At 59.8% G+C, this 18195-nt stretch carries 17 protein-coding genes; 7 read left to right on the top strand and 10 right to left on the bottom strand.

The genetic code is table 11. The annotated features are described in order from the left end of the window. Positions 1 to 2: 2 nt before the first annotated feature. The 3 genes from NWV16_RS15635 to NWV16_RS15625 form a co-directional block, all read right to left on the bottom strand. On the bottom strand, positions 3 to 962 hold the full coding sequence (locus NWV16_RS15635; RefSeq protein ID WP_065259871.1) for an AAA family ATPase: 960 nt from the start codon (positions 960 to 962) through the stop codon (positions 3 to 5). A gap of 280 nt (positions 963 to 1242) precedes the next feature. Then, on the bottom strand, positions 1243 to 1596 hold the full coding sequence (locus tag NWV16_RS15630; RefSeq protein WP_260519784.1) for a hypothetical protein: 354 nt from the start codon (positions 1594 to 1596) through the stop codon (positions 1243 to 1245). Between the two features lie 732 nt (positions 1597 to 2328). Beyond that, positions 2329 to 3522 (bottom strand): colicin-like pore-forming protein, encoded by a 1194-nt coding sequence (locus tag NWV16_RS15625; RefSeq protein WP_260519783.1) that lies wholly within the window; start codon positions 3520 to 3522, stop codon positions 2329 to 2331. A gap of 213 nt (positions 3523 to 3735) precedes the next feature. On the opposite strand from NWV16_RS15625, the gene NWV16_RS15620 reads away from it, so the two are divergent. After that, positions 3736 to 3966, top strand: a complete 231-nt coding sequence (locus NWV16_RS15620) for a hypothetical protein (RefSeq protein ID WP_260519782.1) — start codon at positions 3736 to 3738, stop codon at positions 3964 to 3966. A gap of 216 nt (positions 3967 to 4182) precedes the next feature. Continuing rightward, complete coding sequence (locus NWV16_RS15615) at positions 4183 to 9069, top strand: NAD-glutamate dehydrogenase (RefSeq protein ID WP_260519781.1); 4887 nt, start codon at positions 4183 to 4185, stop codon at positions 9067 to 9069. A gap of 164 nt (positions 9070 to 9233) precedes the next feature. Here NWV16_RS15615 and NWV16_RS15610 read toward each other — a convergent pair whose 3' ends face one another. The 4 genes from NWV16_RS15610 to NWV16_RS15595 all read right to left on the bottom strand — a co-directional run bounded on the left by NWV16_RS15610 (position 9234) and on the right by NWV16_RS15595 (position 12668). Beyond that, entirely contained in the window at positions 9234 to 9947 is a 714-nt protein-coding gene (locus NWV16_RS15610) for an ATPase (RefSeq protein WP_260519780.1), read from the bottom strand. A gap of 241 nt (positions 9948 to 10188) precedes the next feature. Further along, positions 10189 to 10590 (bottom strand): cupin domain-containing protein, encoded by a 402-nt coding sequence (locus tag NWV16_RS15605; protein ID WP_260519779.1) that lies wholly within the window; start codon positions 10588 to 10590, stop codon positions 10189 to 10191. A 227-nt stretch (positions 10591 to 10817) separates the two neighbouring features. After that, positions 10818 to 11111, bottom strand: coding sequence for a putative quinol monooxygenase (locus NWV16_RS15600; protein ID WP_065260550.1), 294 nt, complete (start codon positions 11109 to 11111; stop codon positions 10818 to 10820). A 120-nt stretch (positions 11112 to 11231) separates the two neighbouring features. Next, positions 11232 to 12668: a PLP-dependent aminotransferase family protein gene (locus NWV16_RS15595; protein ID WP_260519778.1), complete on the bottom strand. Its 1437-nt coding sequence runs from the start codon at positions 12666 to 12668 to the stop codon at positions 11232 to 11234. Positions 12669 to 12979: 311 nt separating this feature from the next. Between NWV16_RS15595 and NWV16_RS15590 the strand changes: the two genes are divergently transcribed. After that, positions 12980 to 13420 (top strand): carboxymuconolactone decarboxylase family protein, encoded by a 441-nt coding sequence (locus tag NWV16_RS15590; RefSeq protein WP_065260552.1) that lies wholly within the window; start codon positions 12980 to 12982, stop codon positions 13418 to 13420. Between the two features lie 170 nt (positions 13421 to 13590). Here NWV16_RS15590 and NWV16_RS15585 read toward each other — a convergent pair whose 3' ends face one another. Next, complete coding sequence (locus NWV16_RS15585; protein WP_260519777.1) at positions 13591 to 13905, bottom strand: hypothetical protein; 315 nt, start codon at positions 13903 to 13905, stop codon at positions 13591 to 13593. 123 nt (positions 13906 to 14028) lie between these two features. Here NWV16_RS15585 and NWV16_RS15580 point away from each other — a divergent pair, with 123 nt between their 5' ends. From NWV16_RS15580 to NWV16_RS15570, 3 genes are read left to right on the top strand one after another with little or no spacing between them, the layout of a single operon-like run. Further along, complete coding sequence (locus tag NWV16_RS15580; RefSeq protein ID WP_260519776.1) at positions 14029 to 14775, top strand: STN domain-containing protein; 747 nt, start codon at positions 14029 to 14031, stop codon at positions 14773 to 14775. Beyond that, the gene (locus NWV16_RS15575; protein WP_260519775.1) at positions 14772 to 15323 is read left to right on the top strand and encodes an RNA polymerase sigma factor; all 552 of its coding nucleotides are present in this window, start codon (positions 14772 to 14774) and stop codon (positions 15321 to 15323) included. The genes NWV16_RS15580 and NWV16_RS15575 overlap by 4 nt, the downstream gene beginning before the upstream one ends. A gap of 33 nt (positions 15324 to 15356) precedes the next feature. After that, positions 15357 to 16295 carry a DUF4880 domain-containing protein gene (locus NWV16_RS15570; protein WP_260523537.1) on the top strand — a complete coding sequence of 313 codons (939 nt, stop codon included), beginning with the start codon at positions 15357 to 15359 and terminating at the stop codon, positions 16293 to 16295. 141 nt (positions 16296 to 16436) lie between these two features. On the opposite strand, the gene NWV16_RS15565 is transcribed toward NWV16_RS15570, so the two are convergent. Next, positions 16437 to 17045, bottom strand: coding sequence for a prepilin-type N-terminal cleavage/methylation domain-containing protein (locus NWV16_RS15565; protein WP_260519774.1), 609 nt, complete (start codon positions 17043 to 17045; stop codon positions 16437 to 16439). Further along, positions 17042 to 17494, bottom strand: coding sequence for a type II secretion system minor pseudopilin GspH (gene gspH / locus NWV16_RS15560; protein WP_085703557.1), 453 nt, complete (start codon positions 17492 to 17494; stop codon positions 17042 to 17044). Before gspH ends, NWV16_RS15565 begins: the two co-directional genes overlap by 4 nt. Before the next feature lie 133 nt (positions 17495 to 17627). Here gspH and NWV16_RS15555 point away from each other — a divergent pair, with 133 nt between their 5' ends. Then, the gene (locus tag NWV16_RS15555) at positions 17628 to 18059 is read left to right on the top strand and encodes a type II secretion system protein N (RefSeq protein ID WP_260519773.1); all 432 of its coding nucleotides are present in this window, start codon (positions 17628 to 17630) and stop codon (positions 18057 to 18059) included. The last annotated feature ends 136 nt before the right edge of the window (positions 18060 to 18195 follow it).

Raw genomic sequence — 18195 nt, 5'->3', positions numbered from 1 at the left:
GGTCAAGCGACGGCGACGACGTCGAGAATCCGTTGCACCACCCGATCCTGGTCGATGCCGGCGGCTTCAGCCTCGAACGAGAGAATGATGCGATGACGCAATACGTCGAACAGCACGGCCTGGATGTCTTCCGGGCTGACGAAATCGCGACCGGCCAGCCAGGCGTGGGCACGGGCGCAGCGGTCGAGGGCGATGGAGCCGCGCGGGCTGGCGCCGTAGGCAATCCATTCGGCCATTTCCGGATCGAACTTGGCCGGGTTGCGCGTGGCCATGACCAGTTGCACGAGGTATTCCTCCACGGCGTCGGCCATGTACAGACCGAGGATTTCCTTGCGTGCGGCGAAGATTGCCTGCTGGCTGACCCGGCGCTCGGGCTTGGTTTCACCGTTCAGGGCTTCGCCACGGGCCTGTTGCAGGATCCGTCGTTCGACGGCGGCGTCCGGGAAACCGATTTTCACGTGCAGCAGGAAGCGGTCGAGCTGCGCTTCGGGGAGCGGGTAGGTGCCTTCCTGTTCGATCGGGTTCTGCGTGGCCATCACCAGAAACAGCGGCGACAGTTCATAAGTGCTGCGCCCGACGCTGACCTGACGCTCGGCCATGGCTTCAAGCAGGGCCGATTGCACCTTGGCCGGAGCACGGTTGATTTCGTCCGCCAGCACCAGGTTATGGAAGATCGGGCCTTGCTGGAACACGAAACTGCCGGTTTCCGGGCGATAGATTTCGGTGCCGGTGATGTCGGCCGGCAAAAGGTCCGGGGTGAACTGGATGCGATGGAACTGGGCTTCGATGCCCTCGGCGAGTTCTTTGATCGCTTTGGTCTTGGCCAGGCCCGGAGCACCCTCGACCAGCATGTGGCCGTCGGCGAGCAGGGCGATGAGCAAGCGCTCGATGAGTTTTTCCTGGCCGAGAATCTGCGTTGAAAGAAAGGTTCGCAGCGCCAGCAGCGCTTCACGATGTTCCATCGATGACTGTTCCTGGAAAGGGTGGCCACAGGCGTTCGGATAACGCCGGGGCTGGGGGCGTTACTTTAATCCATCGCAGGGGGTGGCGACTAACGGCATTTTGCGCAAAGTGCGGGAAATGACCGGAGTAATTGTTGGAAATTTGTAGGGCGGGGGAGGTGGAGTGTTCTTCGGGGCCTCTTCGCGAGCAGGCTCGCTCCCACATCGACCGCGTTCTGTCAGGAAAACACCGTTCATTATGGGAGCGGGCTTACTCGCGAAGGGGCCGGCCCAAGCACCCTCAAATTTGGCTGATGTAGGTGCCAGTGCCATCCAGAATGTTCTTCAGGGTTTCCTCGACCTCGGCCAGATCCACCATGTCCGGGTTGTAGGTGATTTCCAGCACATCATCGCCATTCAGCGCATCGGCATCCGCGGCGGCGATTTCGATCTTCAGCAGGGTCCGGGTCAGGGTGACCTTTACACCATCCAGGGTGGACGGCTCGCCTTCCAGTGTGATTTCCAGCTCATCCTCGTCCGGATAGCGGCTCATCAGAAACATTTCGCCTTTGTCGCTGTGGCAGCAGAGCATGGCCATGTTGTCTTCTTCGTCGTCGCACGGGTTGACGATGAGTAGGGCGGTGGTCATTTGCATGGAAAATTCCTGACTTGGCGGGCGCGACGGGTGCCACGCAAAAAGGTGATTTTGCCAGTTCGTGACCATTTCCGCTGCTCTGATGTTCGCGTACTGGAGGTCAACGTAGTTATGGGTGCTGTTTAGGCTTGAAAAGCTTGATCAGTCGATAAGGGGTATAAATCAGGAGGTGAATCACGAGTGCAGGTAGAAGCAATATGAAAAAAATAACTGTAAAGGAGAATATCGAATAAAAAAGAAAGTTGAGCCCCATGATTCTGAGTTTGGGGCCCTGAGTTATTAGGTCTGTGGAATTGAAATAGGCTTCGTATACGAAAAGGGAACAGATCAATATCGTTGTCAATGTCATGAAGAGATACTTGTATAGCGGTGTTTGGTTGAATCTGTCGGTTGATTTGAAAGCGTTTTTGTAACTCTTCAGGAAAAGTACAGCTCCAAATACTGGTCCGAATATAGCAATATAGTTTGTGGTTATTTTTGAGCTCAGCGGGAATCTCGAAGACCAGAAGCCGATGTTTTCGATTAGGTAGCCGCTCAGTAAAGTTTCGAGGATGGCGTGTTGTTGATCACCCATAATCGGGACTATCAGGTTGATGAGCAGGATTGGGGAGGCGACCGCTAAAACGAAAGCGTTGGATAATTCAGACTTTTCTTTTTTTTGCATTGTTGTGTCCGTTGTGAGCTTGATAACCGGCTCAATGGCTGTTGAGCCGGATTGCATTTGGTTAGTAGTCAGGTATCGTTTTTCGTCATTGCGTTAAGCACGGAGCGGTTTATTGTTTCCACGGCTTTGGCGTCCAGAAAAATCGCTGCGGCAGCGATTGCGATTCCGGTAACGACTACCACCGCTGCGGGAGGAACCCAAATCAGGGAAAGTAGTGGTGGTAAAGCAAGGGCCAGCAGCGCACCTGCTCCTGCCCCGGCAGCAATACTCTCCAACTCCAGCATCAAAGGCTTCCAGTCGCCGTCCCGGAACCCAATGACCATCTTCTCGATCACCGAGTGCGCCTGGACGATTTTTCCGGTGACGCCAAAACCCTTGGCCAGTCGGTTGACGTTGTCCATGTAGGTCGCTTTATCGAGTGCGTTCATCGCGTCCACCACCGCACGGCGATCCTGCGGGCTGAGCCGTGCGTTCGGGTTGGTTCGCACTTGCTCGAAGGTTTGCATGGCTTCGCTGTAACTGCGGACCTTCTTGCCTGAAATGTCCTTCTGAAGATCCATCACGATTTGATGCAGGTTCGCGCCGTACTTCTTCAGAATGTATTTGTTCGCGTCGGCCACGAACGCCACGGCGCGTTTGTGTTCGTCGATCTGCCGGGCTTCCTCTGCCGCCGCGATCCTCGCGTTTTCCTCGGCGATTCGTTGTGCCATGGCCTGTGCGGCCAGACGCGCCCGTTCTTCCTCCAGCCTGCGGGCTTCCTCTGCACGGCGCGCCGCTTCGGCGGCCTGCTGCAACGCCAGAGCTTCGATCTGTCTGCGTGTGATTTCGGCGTACAACCTGGTTTGCCGGGACTGAAGACTTGCAATCTGATCCTGAAGGATCATTGCGTTGTAAGTGGCTTCCAGCTTTGCATATTGTTTTGCTGTCTTCGCGGTTTTCAATTGATGTTGAAGTTCGGTGTTTTTCTGGAACAGCAGTTCATTGACGATATTCGATGCTCGGGACAGCCAAGAGTCCGGGGTCACGTTTTTAAGAGGGGGATGGGCGCCTTCTCTAATGTTCAATTCAGATTGCAAGTTGGCTTCAAGATTCTGCTTGCGTGCGTTGTAGTCATTTTGAAGTGAAAGGGTGAATCCATGCATCGGATTCCCAAGTGGGTAGTTCTTTCGAATGTCGCCGCGAATCTTTTTTGGATTCAGGTCGATGATTTCCCAAGTGCCATCTGCATAAGTGATTATTTCGGGAATTTCCAGTTGAGACATGTGCAAGTTCCTTGTGCGTCTGAAGCCCGATCCTTCGGGCAGAAATGTTTTTATAGTGATAGCACTGCGCAAAATCTCGAACAAATCGAACTGTAAGAATTCGGTCCGAGATTTCTGTGAGCGGTTTCTTTGCTGTTTGTAAGAAAAATAGAAGACTTTGTAACTTGTTGTTTTTACTTCTATATGTGGTGTCTGTCTGGCAGGTTCACAGCCATGGGAAGCATCAAGCAAAAAGAACGCTTGGGAACGTTCCTCGCTCGGGCAGTCACATCCGGTACGAATCGCGCAAATATCGGGCTGCAAGCGGGCTGGATCGTCAATCCACTGCTAGTGTTGTGCCATGCCCCGGCCTTCGTTTACGTGCCAATGACCGAATATGTCGCAGCACTGCAAGCAGACACATTGTCGCAGCCATTAAGCTGCGCAACGGATGAGCACCCGTAAAGGCATTGCGGCAGGCCCCGTGGCGGCCCCCGGCAGTCGTTTTTGCAGATGCCCATTCATGGAAGGTGAATGTGACCTGAGTGTCTCGTCCAGCTTCACCCACCTGTCACCCTGTTTCCTCTGCCCGAGATTCAGGAACAGGGCGACGGAACGCCCCGAAAGGGGTTTTGTACGCGACGCTTTCCATCAATAACAAGCCCAAGCGGAGTACCACAGATGGCGTTCTTCACCGCAGCCAGCAAAGCCGACTTCCAGCACCAACTGCAAGCGGCACTGGCGCAGCACATCAGTGAACAGGCACTGCCACAAGTGGCGCTGTTCGCTGAACAATTCTTCGGCATCATTTCCCTGGACGAGCTGACCCAGCGTCGCCTCTCCGACCTCGCTGGCTGTACTCTTTCTGCGTGGCGCCTGCTTGAGCGCTTCGATCACGCGCAACCGCAAGTGCGCGTCTACAACCCCGATTACGAGCGTCACGGCTGGCAGTCGACCCACACCGCGGTCGAAGTGCTGCACCACGACCTGCCATTCCTGGTGGACTCGGTGCGCACCGAGCTGAACCGCCGCGGCTACAGCATCCACACCCTGCAGACCACCGTGCTGAGCGTGCGTCGTGGCAGCAAGGGCGAGTTGCTGGAAATCCTGCCGAAGGGCACCACCGGCGAAGGCATCCTGCATGAGTCGCTGATGTACCTGGAAATCGACCGCTGCGCCAACGCGGCCGAATTGAATGTGCTGAGCAAGGAACTGGAACAGGTTCTGGGTGAAGTCCGCGTCGCGGTCGCCGATTTCGAGCCGATGAAGGCCAAGGTGCAGGAAATCCTCACCAGGCTCGATAACAGCGCATTCGCCGTCGAAGCCGACGAAAAGAACGAAATCAAGAACTTCCTGGAATGGCTGGTGAACAACCATTTCACCTTCCTCGGCTATGAAGAGTTCACCGTTGTCGATCAGGCCGATGGCGGCCACATCGAATACGACCAGAACTCCTTCCTCGGCCTGACCCGGATGCTGCGCACCGGTCTGACCAACGAAGACCGCCACATCGAAGACTACGCGGTCGCCTACCTGCGCGAACCGACCCTGCTGTCGTTCGCCAAGGCTGCGCACCCGAGCCGCGTACACCGTCCGGCCTACCCGGACTACGTGTCGATCCGCGAAATCGACGCCGACGGCAAAGTCATCAAGGAACACCGCTTCATGGGCCTGTACACCTCCTCGGTGTATGGCGAAAGCGTACGTGTCATCCCGTTCATCCGCCGCAAGGTCGAAGAGATCGAGCGTCGTTCCGGCTTCCAGGCCAAGGCCCACCTGGGCAAGGAACTGGCTCAGGTTCTGGAAGTGCTGCCGCGTGACGACCTGTTCCAGACCCCGGTCGATGAACTGTTCAGCACCGTGATGTCGATCGTGCAGATCCAGGAACGCAACAAGATCCGCGTGTTCCTGCGCAAAGACCCGTACGGTCGCTTCTGCTACTGCCTGGCCTACGTGCCGCGCGACATCTACTCCACCGAAGTGCGCCAGAAGATCCAGCAAGTGCTGATGGAGCGTCTGAAAGCCTCCGACTGCGAATTCTGGACCTTCTTCTCCGAGTCCGTGCTGGCCCGCGTGCAGCTGATCCTGCGCGTCGACCCGAAAAACCGCATCGACATCGACCCGCTGCAACTGGAAAACGAAGTCATCCAGGCCTGCCGCAGCTGGCAGGACGACTACAACTCGCTGATTATCGAAAACTTTGGCGAAGCCAACGGCACCAACGTGCTGGCGGACTTCCCGAAAGGCTTCCCGGCCGGTTACCGCGAGCGTTTCGCTGCGCACTCGGCCGTGGTCGACATGCAGCACCTGCTCAACCTCAGCGAGAAGAAGCCGCTGGCGATGAGCTTCTACCAGCCGCTGGCCGCCGGCCCGCGCGAGCTGCACTGCAAGCTGTACCACGCCGATACCCCGCTGGCACTGTCCGACGTGCTGCCGATCCTGGAAAACCTCGGCCTGCGCGTGCTGGGCGAATTCCCGTATCGCCTGCGCCACAACAACGGCCGCGAGTTCTGGATCCACGACTTCGCGTTCACCGCAGCCGAAGGCATGGACCTGGACATCCAGCAGCTCAATGACACCCTGCAGGACGCGTTTGTCCACATCGTGCGCGGCGACGCCGAAAACGATGCGTTCAACCGTCTGGTGCTGACCGCCGGCCTGCCATGGCGCGACGTCGCGCTGCTGCGTGCCTACGCCCGTTACCTGAAACAGATCCGCCTGGGCTTCGACCTCGGCTACATCGCCAGCACCCTGAACAACCACACCGACATCGCTCGCGAACTGACCCGGTTGTTCAAGACCCGTTTCTATCTGGCCCGCAAGCTGGGCAGCGACGATCTGGACGACAAGCAGCAGCGTCTGGAGCAGGCCATCCTGACCGCGCTGGACGACGTTCAGGTCCTTAACGAAGACCGCATCCTGCGTCGTTACCTGGACCTGATCAAAGCGACCCTGCGCACCAACTTCTACCAGACCGACGCCAACGGCCAGAACAAGTCGTACTTCAGCTTCAAGTTCAACCCGCACTTGATCCCTGAGCTGCCGAAGCCGGTTCCGAAGTTCGAAATCTTCGTTTACTCGCCACGCGTCGAAGGCGTGCACCTGCGCTTCGGCAACGTTGCGCGTGGTGGTCTGCGCTGGTCCGACCGTGAAGAAGACTTCCGTACCGAAGTCCTGGGCCTGGTAAAAGCCCAGCAAGTGAAGAACTCGGTCATCGTGCCGGTGGGCGCGAAGGGCGGCTTCCTGCCGCGTCGCCTGCCACTGGGCGGCAGCCGTGACGAGATCGCGGCCGAGGGCATCGCCTGCTACCGCATCTTCATTTCGGGTCTGCTGGACATCACCGACAACCTGAAGGACGGCAAACTGGTACCGCCGGCCAACGTCGTGCGTCATGACGACGATGACCCGTACCTGGTGGTCGCGGCGGACAAGGGCACTGCAACCTTTTCCGACATCGCCAACGGCATCGCCATCGACTACGGCTTCTGGCTGGGTGACGCGTTTGCTTCCGGTGGTTCGGCCGGTTACGACCACAAGAAAATGGGCATCACCGCCAAGGGCGCGTGGGTTGGCGTGCAGCGCCACTTCCGTGAGCGCGGCATCAATGTCCAGAAAGACAGCGTGACCGTGGTCGGCATCGGCGACATGGCCGGCGACGTATTCGGTAACGGCCTGTTGATGTCCGACAAGCTGCAACTGGTTGCCGCGTTCAACCACCTGCACATCTTCATCGACCCGAACCCGGATCCGGCCACCAGCTTCGTCGAGCGCAAGCGCATGTTCGACCTGCCGCGTTCGGCCTGGTCCGACTACGACACCAGCATCATGTCCGAAGGCGGCGGTATCTTCTCGCGCAGCGCGAAGAGCATTGCCATCTCGCCGCAGATGAAAGAGCGCTTCGACATCCAGGCTGACAAGCTGACCCCGACCGAACTGCTGAATGCCTTGCTCAAGGCTCCGGTGGATCTGCTGTGGAACGGCGGTATCGGTACTTACGTGAAGGCCAGCAGCGAAAGCCACGCTGATGTCGGCGACAAGGCCAACGATGCACTGCGCGTGAACGGCAACGAGCTGCGCTGCAAAGTGGTGGGCGAGGGCGGTAACCTCGGCATGACCCAGCTGGGTCGTGTGGAGTTCGGCCTCAATGGCGGCGGTTCCAACACCGACTTCATCGACAACGCCGGTGGTGTGGACTGCTCCGACCACGAAGTGAACATCAAGATCCTGCTGAACGAAGTGGTTCAGGCCGGCGACATGACCGGCAAGCAACGCGATCAGTTGCTGGCGAGCATGACCGACGAAGTCGGTGGTCTGGTGCTGGGCAACAACTACAAGCAGACTCAGGCCCTGTCCCTGGCTGCCCGCCGTGCCTACGAGCGTGCCGCCGAGTACAAGCGCCTGATGAGCGACCTGGAAGGCCGTGGCAAGCTGGACCGCGCCATCGAGTACTTGCCGACCGAGGAGCAGCTCACCGAGCGCGCCGCGACCGGCAAGGGCCTGACGCGTCCGGAGCTGTCGGTACTGATCTCGTACAGCAAGATCGACCTCAAGCAGCAGCTGCTGGACTCGCTGGTGCCGGACGACGACTACCTGACTCGCGACATGGAAACCGCGTTCCCGCCGACTCTGGTCAGCAAGTTCGCCGACGCCATGCGCCGTCACCGTCTGAAGCGCGAGATCGTCAGCACCCAGATCGCCAACGATCTGGTCAACCATATGGGCATCACCTTCGTTCAAAGGCTCAAAGAGTCCACCGGCATGACCCCGGCGAACGTGGCGGGTGCGTATGTGATCGTGCGTGACATCTTCCACCTCCCGCACTGGTTCCGTCAGATCGAGGCGCTGGACTACCAGGTTTCCGCTGACGTGCAACTGGAGCTGATGGACGAGCTGATGCGTCTGGGCCGTCGCGCCACACGCTGGTTCCTGCGTGCCCGTCGCAACGAGCAGAACGCTGCCCGTGACGTCGCGCATTTCGGTCCGCACCTCAAGGATCTGGGTCTGAAGCTGGACGAGCTGCTGAGCGGCGAAATCCGCGATAACTGGCAGGAGCGTTATCAGGCCTACGTGGCTGCCGGTGTACCGGAATTGCTGGCGCGCATGGTGGCGGGTACGACTCACCTCTACACGCTGCTGCCGATCATCGAAGCGGCCGACGTCACCGGTCAGGATCCAGCCGAAGTGGCCAAGGCGTACTTCGCCGTGGGCAGTGCGCTGGACATCACCTGGTACAACGGGAAGATCAGCGCCTTGCCGGTTGAAAACAACTGGCAGGCCCTGGCCCGTGAAGCGTTCCGCGACGACGTCGACTGGCAGCAACGCGCGATCACCATCGCCGTTCTGCAAGCGGGCGGCGGTGATTCGGACGTGGAAACCCGTCTGGCACTGTGGATGAAGCAGAACGACGCGATGATCCAGCGCTGGCGCGCCATGCTGGTGGAAATCCGTGCCGCCAGCGGTTCGGACTACGCCATGTACGCGGTGGCCAACCGTGAGCTGAACGATCTGGCGTTGAGCGGTCAGGCGGTCGTGCCTGCTGTGGCGACGGCGGAGCTTGAGCTTGCTTGAGTAGCTGCTGAATGAAAAAGCCCCGGTATCGTGAGATGTCGGGGCTTTTTTATGTCTGTTGGATTCGTGTTGTTTGTTCCGGCCCTTTCGCGAGCAGGCTCGCTCCCACAGGGAAATGCGTTCCAAGTGTGGGAGCGAGCCTGCTCGCGATAGCGGTATTACAGTTACTGCAAGTCATGTCCTTGTTTGTTATCGAGCATCGACACTTTATCTGCCGGTCTGGTCAATAAATTGCTGAGCGACTGGTCAAACTTCTGCAACGCCCGAACCTGAACTTCCTGCTGCTGATTGATATCCGCAACAATCTCCTCCGAACGCTTGAAGTCCGCCCAGACCGGTGTCAACTCTTTCGCCTCGGACCCCTTGGCCGTCCCGATATAGTTGAACTTCCCGTCATAAAAATCCGCACTTACATCCACCTTGATGTCGGAACTGCGCGAAGTAATCAACTGGCTGTGAGTATCGACGATCGCTACTACATCGGGATTGGCCGCACGCAGGCTCTGCATGTCCGGGTACACCGTCACCGAGCCGAACTGGCGTTGCAGGGAGGCTTTCACCCAGTCCACGGCCATGTCCGGTTTCGAGGTGGCGACATAGGCATCATGGATCGGCTGCACCAGCAGACTCTGGCCGAAACCGGTGCCGGCGTTGGCCTGATAGTCGCGCAGGTATTGTCGATTGGCCTGGGTGCTCGGGCTGTAAACGATACCCAGCGAGACACCGGGACCACTTCTCACTTGGGCGGCGCTGCTGCGCCCGACCGGTTGGGTAAACAGTGTGTCGAGGGAAGAAACCGCTTTGGGCGCGGTGGGAACGGAACAGGCGGACAACGCTAAAACCGATATCGCCAGGGTACTGGCAAAGGCAAGTTTCATGGTGAGTCTCCCGTGAAGCAACTTCAATCGGAATATCAAAAGTGTCGGGGTTCACTTAATAGAGCCGGCGACAGTTGCCTCAGACTACTCCCGCACGACTGAAAACAACCTGACAATTTGCTGAATGACGGTCATGCAATAGTTTTATTGGCTGTAACGGTTTTGGATTAATTGCCGCGAGACATAAAAAAGGCACAAATCAGCCATTTGCGCCTTTTATTTATGGCTGATTGAACAACCATCAGTTTTTCAATGGGATCAGCACTTGCTCGTCCGGTGACAGCACCATGAACACCAGCAACTTGGCCGGCTTGCTCTTGCTGGCGTTTTTCGACACCAGATGTTCGGAACCTGCGGGTTCGTACCAGAACTGACCCTTCTTGTAGGTGATCGGCTGCTCGCCCTTGACCTGGGAAATCACTTCGCCTTCGAGTACATAGGCCATGGCCGTGCCGTCGTGTTTGTGGGCGATGGAGGACTGGCCGGGTTTGTAGTCGACTTCAATCATCATGGCTTTTTTGCCCGGAACGTTTTTCAGCATCTGGTCCTGCAGGACCGAGACCTTCTCGGAGGCATCGTGGGCCATGGCGGCGGCAGAAACAGACAGGGCGAGGGCGGTGGCGAAAATGTGCAGGAGTTTCATGGCGGGTCACCTGTGAAGTGGGAGTCGGTCTTCACAGTAGTCCGCGCTTCGGGCCAATCACACCGCCAATATTCGGGAAGTTCAGGTGACCAATCTGGGGGATATCCGCGCATTCGAATACGCCATCGCTGGCAAGCCAGCTCCCACAAGTTTTCGTGCAGTCCATTAATCATGCGAACGACACAAGACCTGTGGGAGCCTGGCTTGCCAGCGATGGCGTCTGTAAGTCAAACGATTGGAAACGAGTTGAAATCCACGCTATTGGCCAGCCGACTGTCGATCAGGTCAATAAATCCCTGAGCCTCGGGTCGGTTGAAGTGCGCCTGCATCGCTTCTTCCGACTGCCAGCGGGCGCTCACGGTCCAGCGATGGTTGTCCTCGGGGCAGCGGTCGACCAGATAGGAATCGCAGCCCGGTGTTTCGCGCAGGGTGTCGACGATCTTCTGCAACTGCCTGCCCAGCTCTTCGGAGCGGCCGGCGGCAGCCCGCACCTCTACGGTGTTGATCACTTCGTTGGACATTGCTCACACTCCTGAATCAGGCCGGACGAATCCTGCTCATTGAGGGATAACGCCTGTGCAGAATAGGCCTGCACCCCCGGATCACCAATAACCAATCGGCGGGTAATCCGTCAGACCAATCTACCCTGTGACCTGTTGCAGAATATCGCGCAGGCGATCCAGCGCAATATCGATGTCCAGCGTTTCGATGGCGCCGAAACCGAAGTACATCCCGCTTCTGGGCGGCTGCTGGTAATAGAAGCCATCGATGCTGTAGAGCCCGACTTCGACTTTTTTCGCCAGTTCGATCACCAGCGGCAAGTCGATCGGCACCCGGCAGAACACCGCCATATGGAAGCCTGCACTGGCCGGCACGGCCTCCAGCCACGGCGACAGGTCGGTGGCCATGCGCGCCAGGATCCGCTCGCGGCGCTGGGCGTAGACGGTGTGGCAGCGGCGAATGTGCTTGAGCAGGCAGCCCTCGGCGATGAACTTGGCCAGCGCCCATTGCGGCAGGGTGGAGGCATGCAGGTCGGTGAGCTGCTTGGCGCGGATCACCGCTTCGAGGATGGCTGGCGGCAGGATCGCGTAGCCTAGCCGCAGCTCTGGCAGCAGGGTTTTGGAGAAGGTGCCGACGTACGCCACGATGCCGTGCTGATCGAGGTTGTGCAGCGAATCCGTCGGCCGACCCTCGTAGCGGAATTCACTGTCATAGTCGTCCTCGATGATGATCGCGCCCAGCTCATAGGCCCGGGCCAGCAACGCTTCGCGTCGCGCCTGGCTCATCGGCATGCCCAGCGGGAACTGGTGCGACGGCGTCACGTAGATCAACCGCGTGCCGTCCGGAATGTGCTCGACCTGAATCCCTTGGGCATCCACCGGCACCCCGACCACCGTTGCGCCGTGAGTGCCGAACAGCAGCCGCGCCGGCGGATAGCCCGGATCTTCCATCGCCACCAGACTGCCAGGCCGCAGCAGCACCCGGCCGATCAGATCCAGCGCCTGCTGCGCGCCATTGCACACCACGATGTCCTCGTCCTGACAGTTCACGCCGCGAGAGAAGGCGATGTGCCGGGCAATCGCATTGCGCAGCGCCGGCAAGCCTTCTGCCGCGCTGTAAAAGCCCTTGGAACCGGCCATTTGACGCATGGCATGGGACACGCAGCGGCGCCAGTCATCGTGGGGAAACTGGCCCTTGCTGGTGGCACCACCGATAAAGTCATAACGCAGCGAGCCTTCCAGCGTCGGATGGCGCAGGAACACCGGCAGGTTGCACCAGCTCTCGATCACCTCGGAACCGGCCAGCTCGCAATGACTTTGCTTGCGCTGCACCGGTGTGGCGCGGGCGTTGACGTAAGTGCCTTTGCCGATCACGCCGGTAAGGAAGTTTTCGTAGGTCAGCTGCGCGTAGGTGTCGGAAATGGTCTTGCGCGAAATCCCCAGTTGCTCGGCGAGCAAGCGGCTCGGCGGCAGTTGCGTGCCGGCGGCCAGACGCCCGGATTCAATGGCCCCGCGCAGTTGCTGATACAACTGACCGGCCAGATCCTTGCGGCCGTTGATCACGACGTGAAGTTCCATACCGACGGGCTCTCCGGGCGATTGAGTGTGCCGGGCAGATTACTCCCGAATGCAGTACCGGAAGAAGTTGCGTAGTGCAAATACCCCAAATTGGCCTAGGGCCCTGTGGGAGCTGGCTTGCCAGCGATGGGGGGATCACATTCAACATAGATGTCAGCTGATGTACCGCCATCGCTGGCAAGCCAGCTCCCACAAGTACTGTGTTTGGCTCGGGGTTCAGTGGTCTGCCGTTTTTTCGTGGAATTGGGGCTGTAACGCTGGCCTGTCAGCGCTTACCGTGAAATCACTCTTCTGCTGCCCGAGATCCGCTCATGTCCCCACGTCTGGATTACTACAGCGCTTCACCCAAAGCCATGAAAGCAATGATTGCCCTGGAAGCGCTGACCAGCAGCCTGAGCATCGAGGCGCCGCTGCTGCACCTGATCAAGATCCGCGCCTCGCAACTCAATGGCTGCGCGTTCTGCACCGACATGCATTCGGTGGAAGCGCGGCGGGCAGGGGAGACGGACCGGCGGCTGTACGCCATCGCGGTCTGGCGCGACAGCGGCTTCTTCAACCTGCGCGAGCGGGCGGCGCTGGCCTGGACTGACGCGGTAACGCTGCTGGCGGAAAGTCACGTGCCGGACGACGTCTATGAACAAGCGCGAACACAGTTCAACGAAGGCGAACTGGTAGACCTGACCATGGCCGTCAGCACCATCAGTAGCTGGAATCGCCTGGCGGTGAGTTTTCGCCAGGTCCCCAGTGACTGACGAGCACATGTCCACTTCAGCAAGGGAGCATGCTGTGGCGAGGGAGCTTGATCCCGCCGGGTTGCGAAGCAATCCGGAATCCGTTGTGCACGTTTTATCAGGATGGGTGCGTGTTGATCACGCCCCCTGCGGGAGCAAGCTCCCTCGCCACGAGCACTCTGCTGCACTCTCTAGTTCGCTGGCCGCTGCGGTTTCACCGACGTGCCAAACGTATTGCCCATCCGCGTACTGGTAGCCGCCGGCGTCGCCAGCCCCACCTGATTCGACGGGCGCTTGTTGACCGGTACATTCATCGCTTCCTGATTCTTTTGCGCAGCCTTCGCGCCGTCGGGGTTGTTGCCCATCTGCTGGCTCAGGCAGTCGTAATTCGGCGCCTTGTAACCGCCCACGGTCACCTCGACGCAACCCACCGCCTGTTCGGCCTGCACGCCGCCCGACAGGGTCAACAACAGCCCGCTCAGCGCCAATGTCCACAGTGATTTCATGTGTGCCTCCTGGCCGGCCCGAAAGGGCCGCTCTAGCTCAAGAGTCTAGTGCAACGGGCGCGCCGATCCCGTGATGGTTTTTTTGCAGTGGCCGTCACACCAGATTCATAAACAGCCCTCAGGATGACGGTTTTCAGGGGTACATCAACTGTGCTGCGAGGCCGTGCCAGGGAGGATGTTGTGCGCTCAGCGCTCGTGCGCCAGCTCGGTCTGGGGCTGCTGCTTGGCTTGTTGCTGAGCCGCGCCAGCGCCGATCCGGTACCGGCGACGATGCGCATGACACTGCACATCCCGGCCCAGGAGCTGGCCCGCGCCCTCGACCAGTTCAGCCGCGCCACTGGTATGGCGGTGCTGGTCGACAGCCAGTTGAGTCGCGGTCGACGCTCGTTGGCGGTGGATGGCGAATTCACCGCCGCCGAAGCGTTGCGCCGGATGCTCGGTGGCAGCGGCTTGATGGCCAAGTACAGCCGCGACGATGCGTTCACCCTGCAGGTGGCGCAAGTCGAAGATGTGCCGTTGCCGGCGGAGAAACCGACCTCCGCCAGCGTCGCGGTCAACCGCAGTTACGCCACGGCGGTGCAGGCCGCGATTGAGCGCAACCTGTGCCGTTCGCCGTTGACCCGGCCCGGCAGTTTTCGCGCGGTATTGCAGCTGTGGATCGGTCGCGACGGCGTGGTGCAGCACAACCGGTTGGTGACCTCGACCGGTGATGTCCGGCGCGATGCCGCGCTGGTAGACAGTTTTCACACGCTCAGGATCGACCGGCCCACACCCGGCGCATTGCGCCAGCCAGTCACGTTGCTGTTGTTACCCGAATCGTCAGGAAAGCGCATGGAATGCACACAATGGGAAGGAGTTTCCGGGGGATGAAAGACGCCGGACAAAGTTCGATGGTCCAGCTGTTCCTGACGTCCTACGAGGACTTTCGGGTGCGCCTGCGGCGCCGTCTCGGTTCGGAAGACCTGGCCAACGACGTGCTGCACGAAACCTGGTTGCGGGTCGACCGCATGGAAGCGCCGCCGAACCTGCTGCGGCCCAACGCCTACCTCTATCGCATGGCCCTGAACATCGCCGCCGACCGCCGTCAGGCCGATGCGCGATTGCTCACCGGCAGCGAAGTCGAAGAACTGCTGCAAGTCAGCGACGAAGCGCTGGACCCGATGCGCGTGGTCGGCGGCCAGAAAGAAATCCAGTCGCTGCTCGGCGCCCTGTACGAACTGCCGGCCCGGCGCCGCCGGATCTTCATCGCCGCACGCCTGGAAGAAGCACCGCACCTTGAAATCTCCCAGCGTTTTGGCATTTCTACGCGCATGGTCGAGAAGGAAATCAAGGCTGCCCTCGGATACTGCGCGGCGAAACTGGAAAGAAAAGTGTTTCAGCGGTTCGGTCGCGGGGCCGGAAAACCGTCTAGTGAATGAAGCTCCCGATCAACCCGTCGAGTACCTTTGCGTTTGAACATCTTCCGTCTGACACCTGCCGAGCCCACGCCTGCCGAGCGTCTGCAAAGCGAAGCCCGCGACTGGCTGATCCTGCTGACCTCCGGCCGCGCCACGGTCGCCGACGCCCGAGCGCTGCGCCAGTGGTGCGCGCAAAGCCCCGAACACGCCCGCGCCTTCGAAGAGTGCAAGGCGTTGTGGCACCTGCTGCAACCGGCGGCGGAAGCGATGCAGGCACCTCGACGGTTTGGACGACGAGCGTTTCTTGGCGGCGCGATTGCCGCGTCGGCGGCGTTCCTTTTGGTGCGCGGTACGATACCGGGCGGGTTCTCCGGCCTTGGTGCCGATTACATCACCGAAGTCGGCCAGCAACGCCGAGTCGAACCGGCCGATGGCCTGAGCCTGGAACTGAATACACAGACCCGCATCAACCAGCGTTCGGTGGATGAGGGCGTGCAAGGTTTTGAACTGGTCAGCGGCGAAGTCGAAGTGCAGACCGCACGGCTGCCGATGGCGATGCAGGCCGGTGGCGGCTGGTTACGGACGAGCCGGGCACGGTTCAACCTGCGCAACCTCGATCAACAGGTGTGCGTGACATGCCTCGATGGCGCGGTGGACGTGGAAGTCGAAGGCCGAAGTCTGCGTCTGGAACCGGGCCAGCAGTTGACCTACGACGCGCAACAGGTCGGCAACGTGCAAAGCGTCGACACCGCCGCGGTGAGCAACTGGCGCCAACAGGTGCTGGTGTTCAACGGAACGACCCTCAGCCAGATGATCGACGAGATCAACCGCTACCGCCCAGGCATGTTGCTGCTGCTCAATCGGGAACTCGGCCAGCGCCGCGTACAGGCACGTTTCTCCCTCGACCAACTGGCCGGGGTAGGGGCGTTGATTCGCGATGCCTACGGCGTCAAATGCACCGAACTACCGGGCGGCGTGGTCGTCCTCAGCTAACTAAATACAGTACTCACAAACACCCTATATCCCTGTGGGAGCCAGCCTGCTGGCGATGAGGCCAGCACATCCGACATCTCATTGCCTGACCCACCGCATCGCCAGCAGGCTGGCTCCCACAAAATTCAACGGTGACCGCCGCTACTGCAACGGCCCCATCACCTGCCGATACTTCTCCGGCCCCTGCGGTGTCTGCCGGGTCAACCGCACCTCCAACCCCAACGGATCCTCCCGCCGATTCCCGCTCAACTGCCGCCACCCCTTGTCCGCCTCCCAAACCCGCACCTGCAAATCACTCACCTCACTCAACACCGCCACCCCAGCCGTCGGCGCCGGCAACGGATACCGACTGCGCGCCGGCGCCACCGCGCGATACAACGTGTCCCCCTTGAGCCACCAGCGCACCCGCTGCAACGCCCCCGGCTGATCCGCCGCGCTCCGAATAATGTCCAGCCGAAACCCCTTGCTGTCACTGCTGCGCACCGTAACGGCAGGCGGCGCCGTCGTCGGTTCATCCTCGGTGCCGACCTTCTTCGGCTCCGTCAACTCGATCCCGGCGCGCATCTCCACATCCCGCTGCATCTGGTTCAACGCCCGCAACAGGCTGTCGCTCTGCTCACCACTGGCCTGCAAATGGCGGTCGGCGCGGGTGACACTGTCCAGCCCCTTCCAGGCAATCAGACTGACCACCGCCATCAACAGAATCGCGACCATCACCTCGATCAGCGTAAAACCGTGTTGTTTGTTCATTGCACGCTGATCCGGCCCGAAGCATCGCGCAGCACACTCAACCGATTGAGCCCGTCAGACAGCGTCAACTGCAGCGGCGGATTGATCCACTCCGCGTTCAGCACCACTTTCTGTTTCGGCTCCACCCGCACCTCCAACTTCGGACTCTGCCAGGGACGCGGCCGCAACTGCGGGTCCCGCTCGAAATGATCAAAACCCTTGCCACTGTCACTGCGCCGACTGAACCGAAACCCCTTGCCGTCGCTCAACCACGCAATCGGCCGACCATCGGCGCGGGCCTCAGCCTGGGCAATCTGCAGCAACTGCGCCACGCGCTCGGCGTCCTTGCGCAGCAACTGCAACGGATCGGGCTTGATACTCAAACTGATCGCCGCACTGGCGATGCCGATGATCACCAGCACCACCATCAACTCGATCAACGTAAAACCCTGCTGCCTGCTCCGGTTCATCGAATGCGCACTCCCTTGCGTCCAGCCCCGTCCCAAAAAACCATCCTGCACGGCCAACATGTAAGGCGTGTGAAATAAAACCGTGAGAATTGCCGCGTAGTCTGGTCACCGGGACTAAAAGGAGATTCAGCCCATGAGATTCACCGCACGCTTTTCACCCCCCCAAATCATCCAGGCCGCCGCACTGCTGGCCGCCCTGGTCGGCATCGCCACCTGGTCATCCCTGCTCCTGACCACCGCCGAATCCCACACCCCGGCCGCCACCCCGCAACTGCTCGCGGCGCGTAGCGATAACCCGGCGCTGCAGTGGTTCTCCAACCGCACGGCGCCGGTGGTGATCAAGGTCAGCGGCGTGATGGCGGGGAGTCGCGGGGCGGTGGCGATTTTGAGTTTGAACGATGGACCGCCGAGGAGTTTTTTGCAGGGGGAACGGGTGAGTCCTGGAGTGAAATTGGTGGCGGTGGAGGGGGATGGGGTGGTGATTGAGCAGGGTGGGGAGAGGGTGCGGTTGGAGGTGGAAAGGTTGGGGGAGGGGGTGGAGATGCCTAGGTTGGTTAGGCCGTGAGTTTTGGGAGGGATATAGTAGTTTTGCTGTTTTAATCGCGGTAGTCCGCACTGGGACAATGGCTCAGACGGATCCGGGAAAGAGAAGTACGAGCAAGCAAAGAATGTTGTGGTCCCTGCCGATCAGAATCAGAAAA

This window comes from Pseudomonas sp. BW7P1 (assembly GCF_024981055.1).
GTDB classification, from domain to species: Bacteria; Pseudomonadota; Gammaproteobacteria; order Pseudomonadales; family Pseudomonadaceae; genus Aquipseudomonas; species Aquipseudomonas bananamidigenes.
This window is presented reverse-complemented; position numbering and strand designations above follow the sequence as displayed.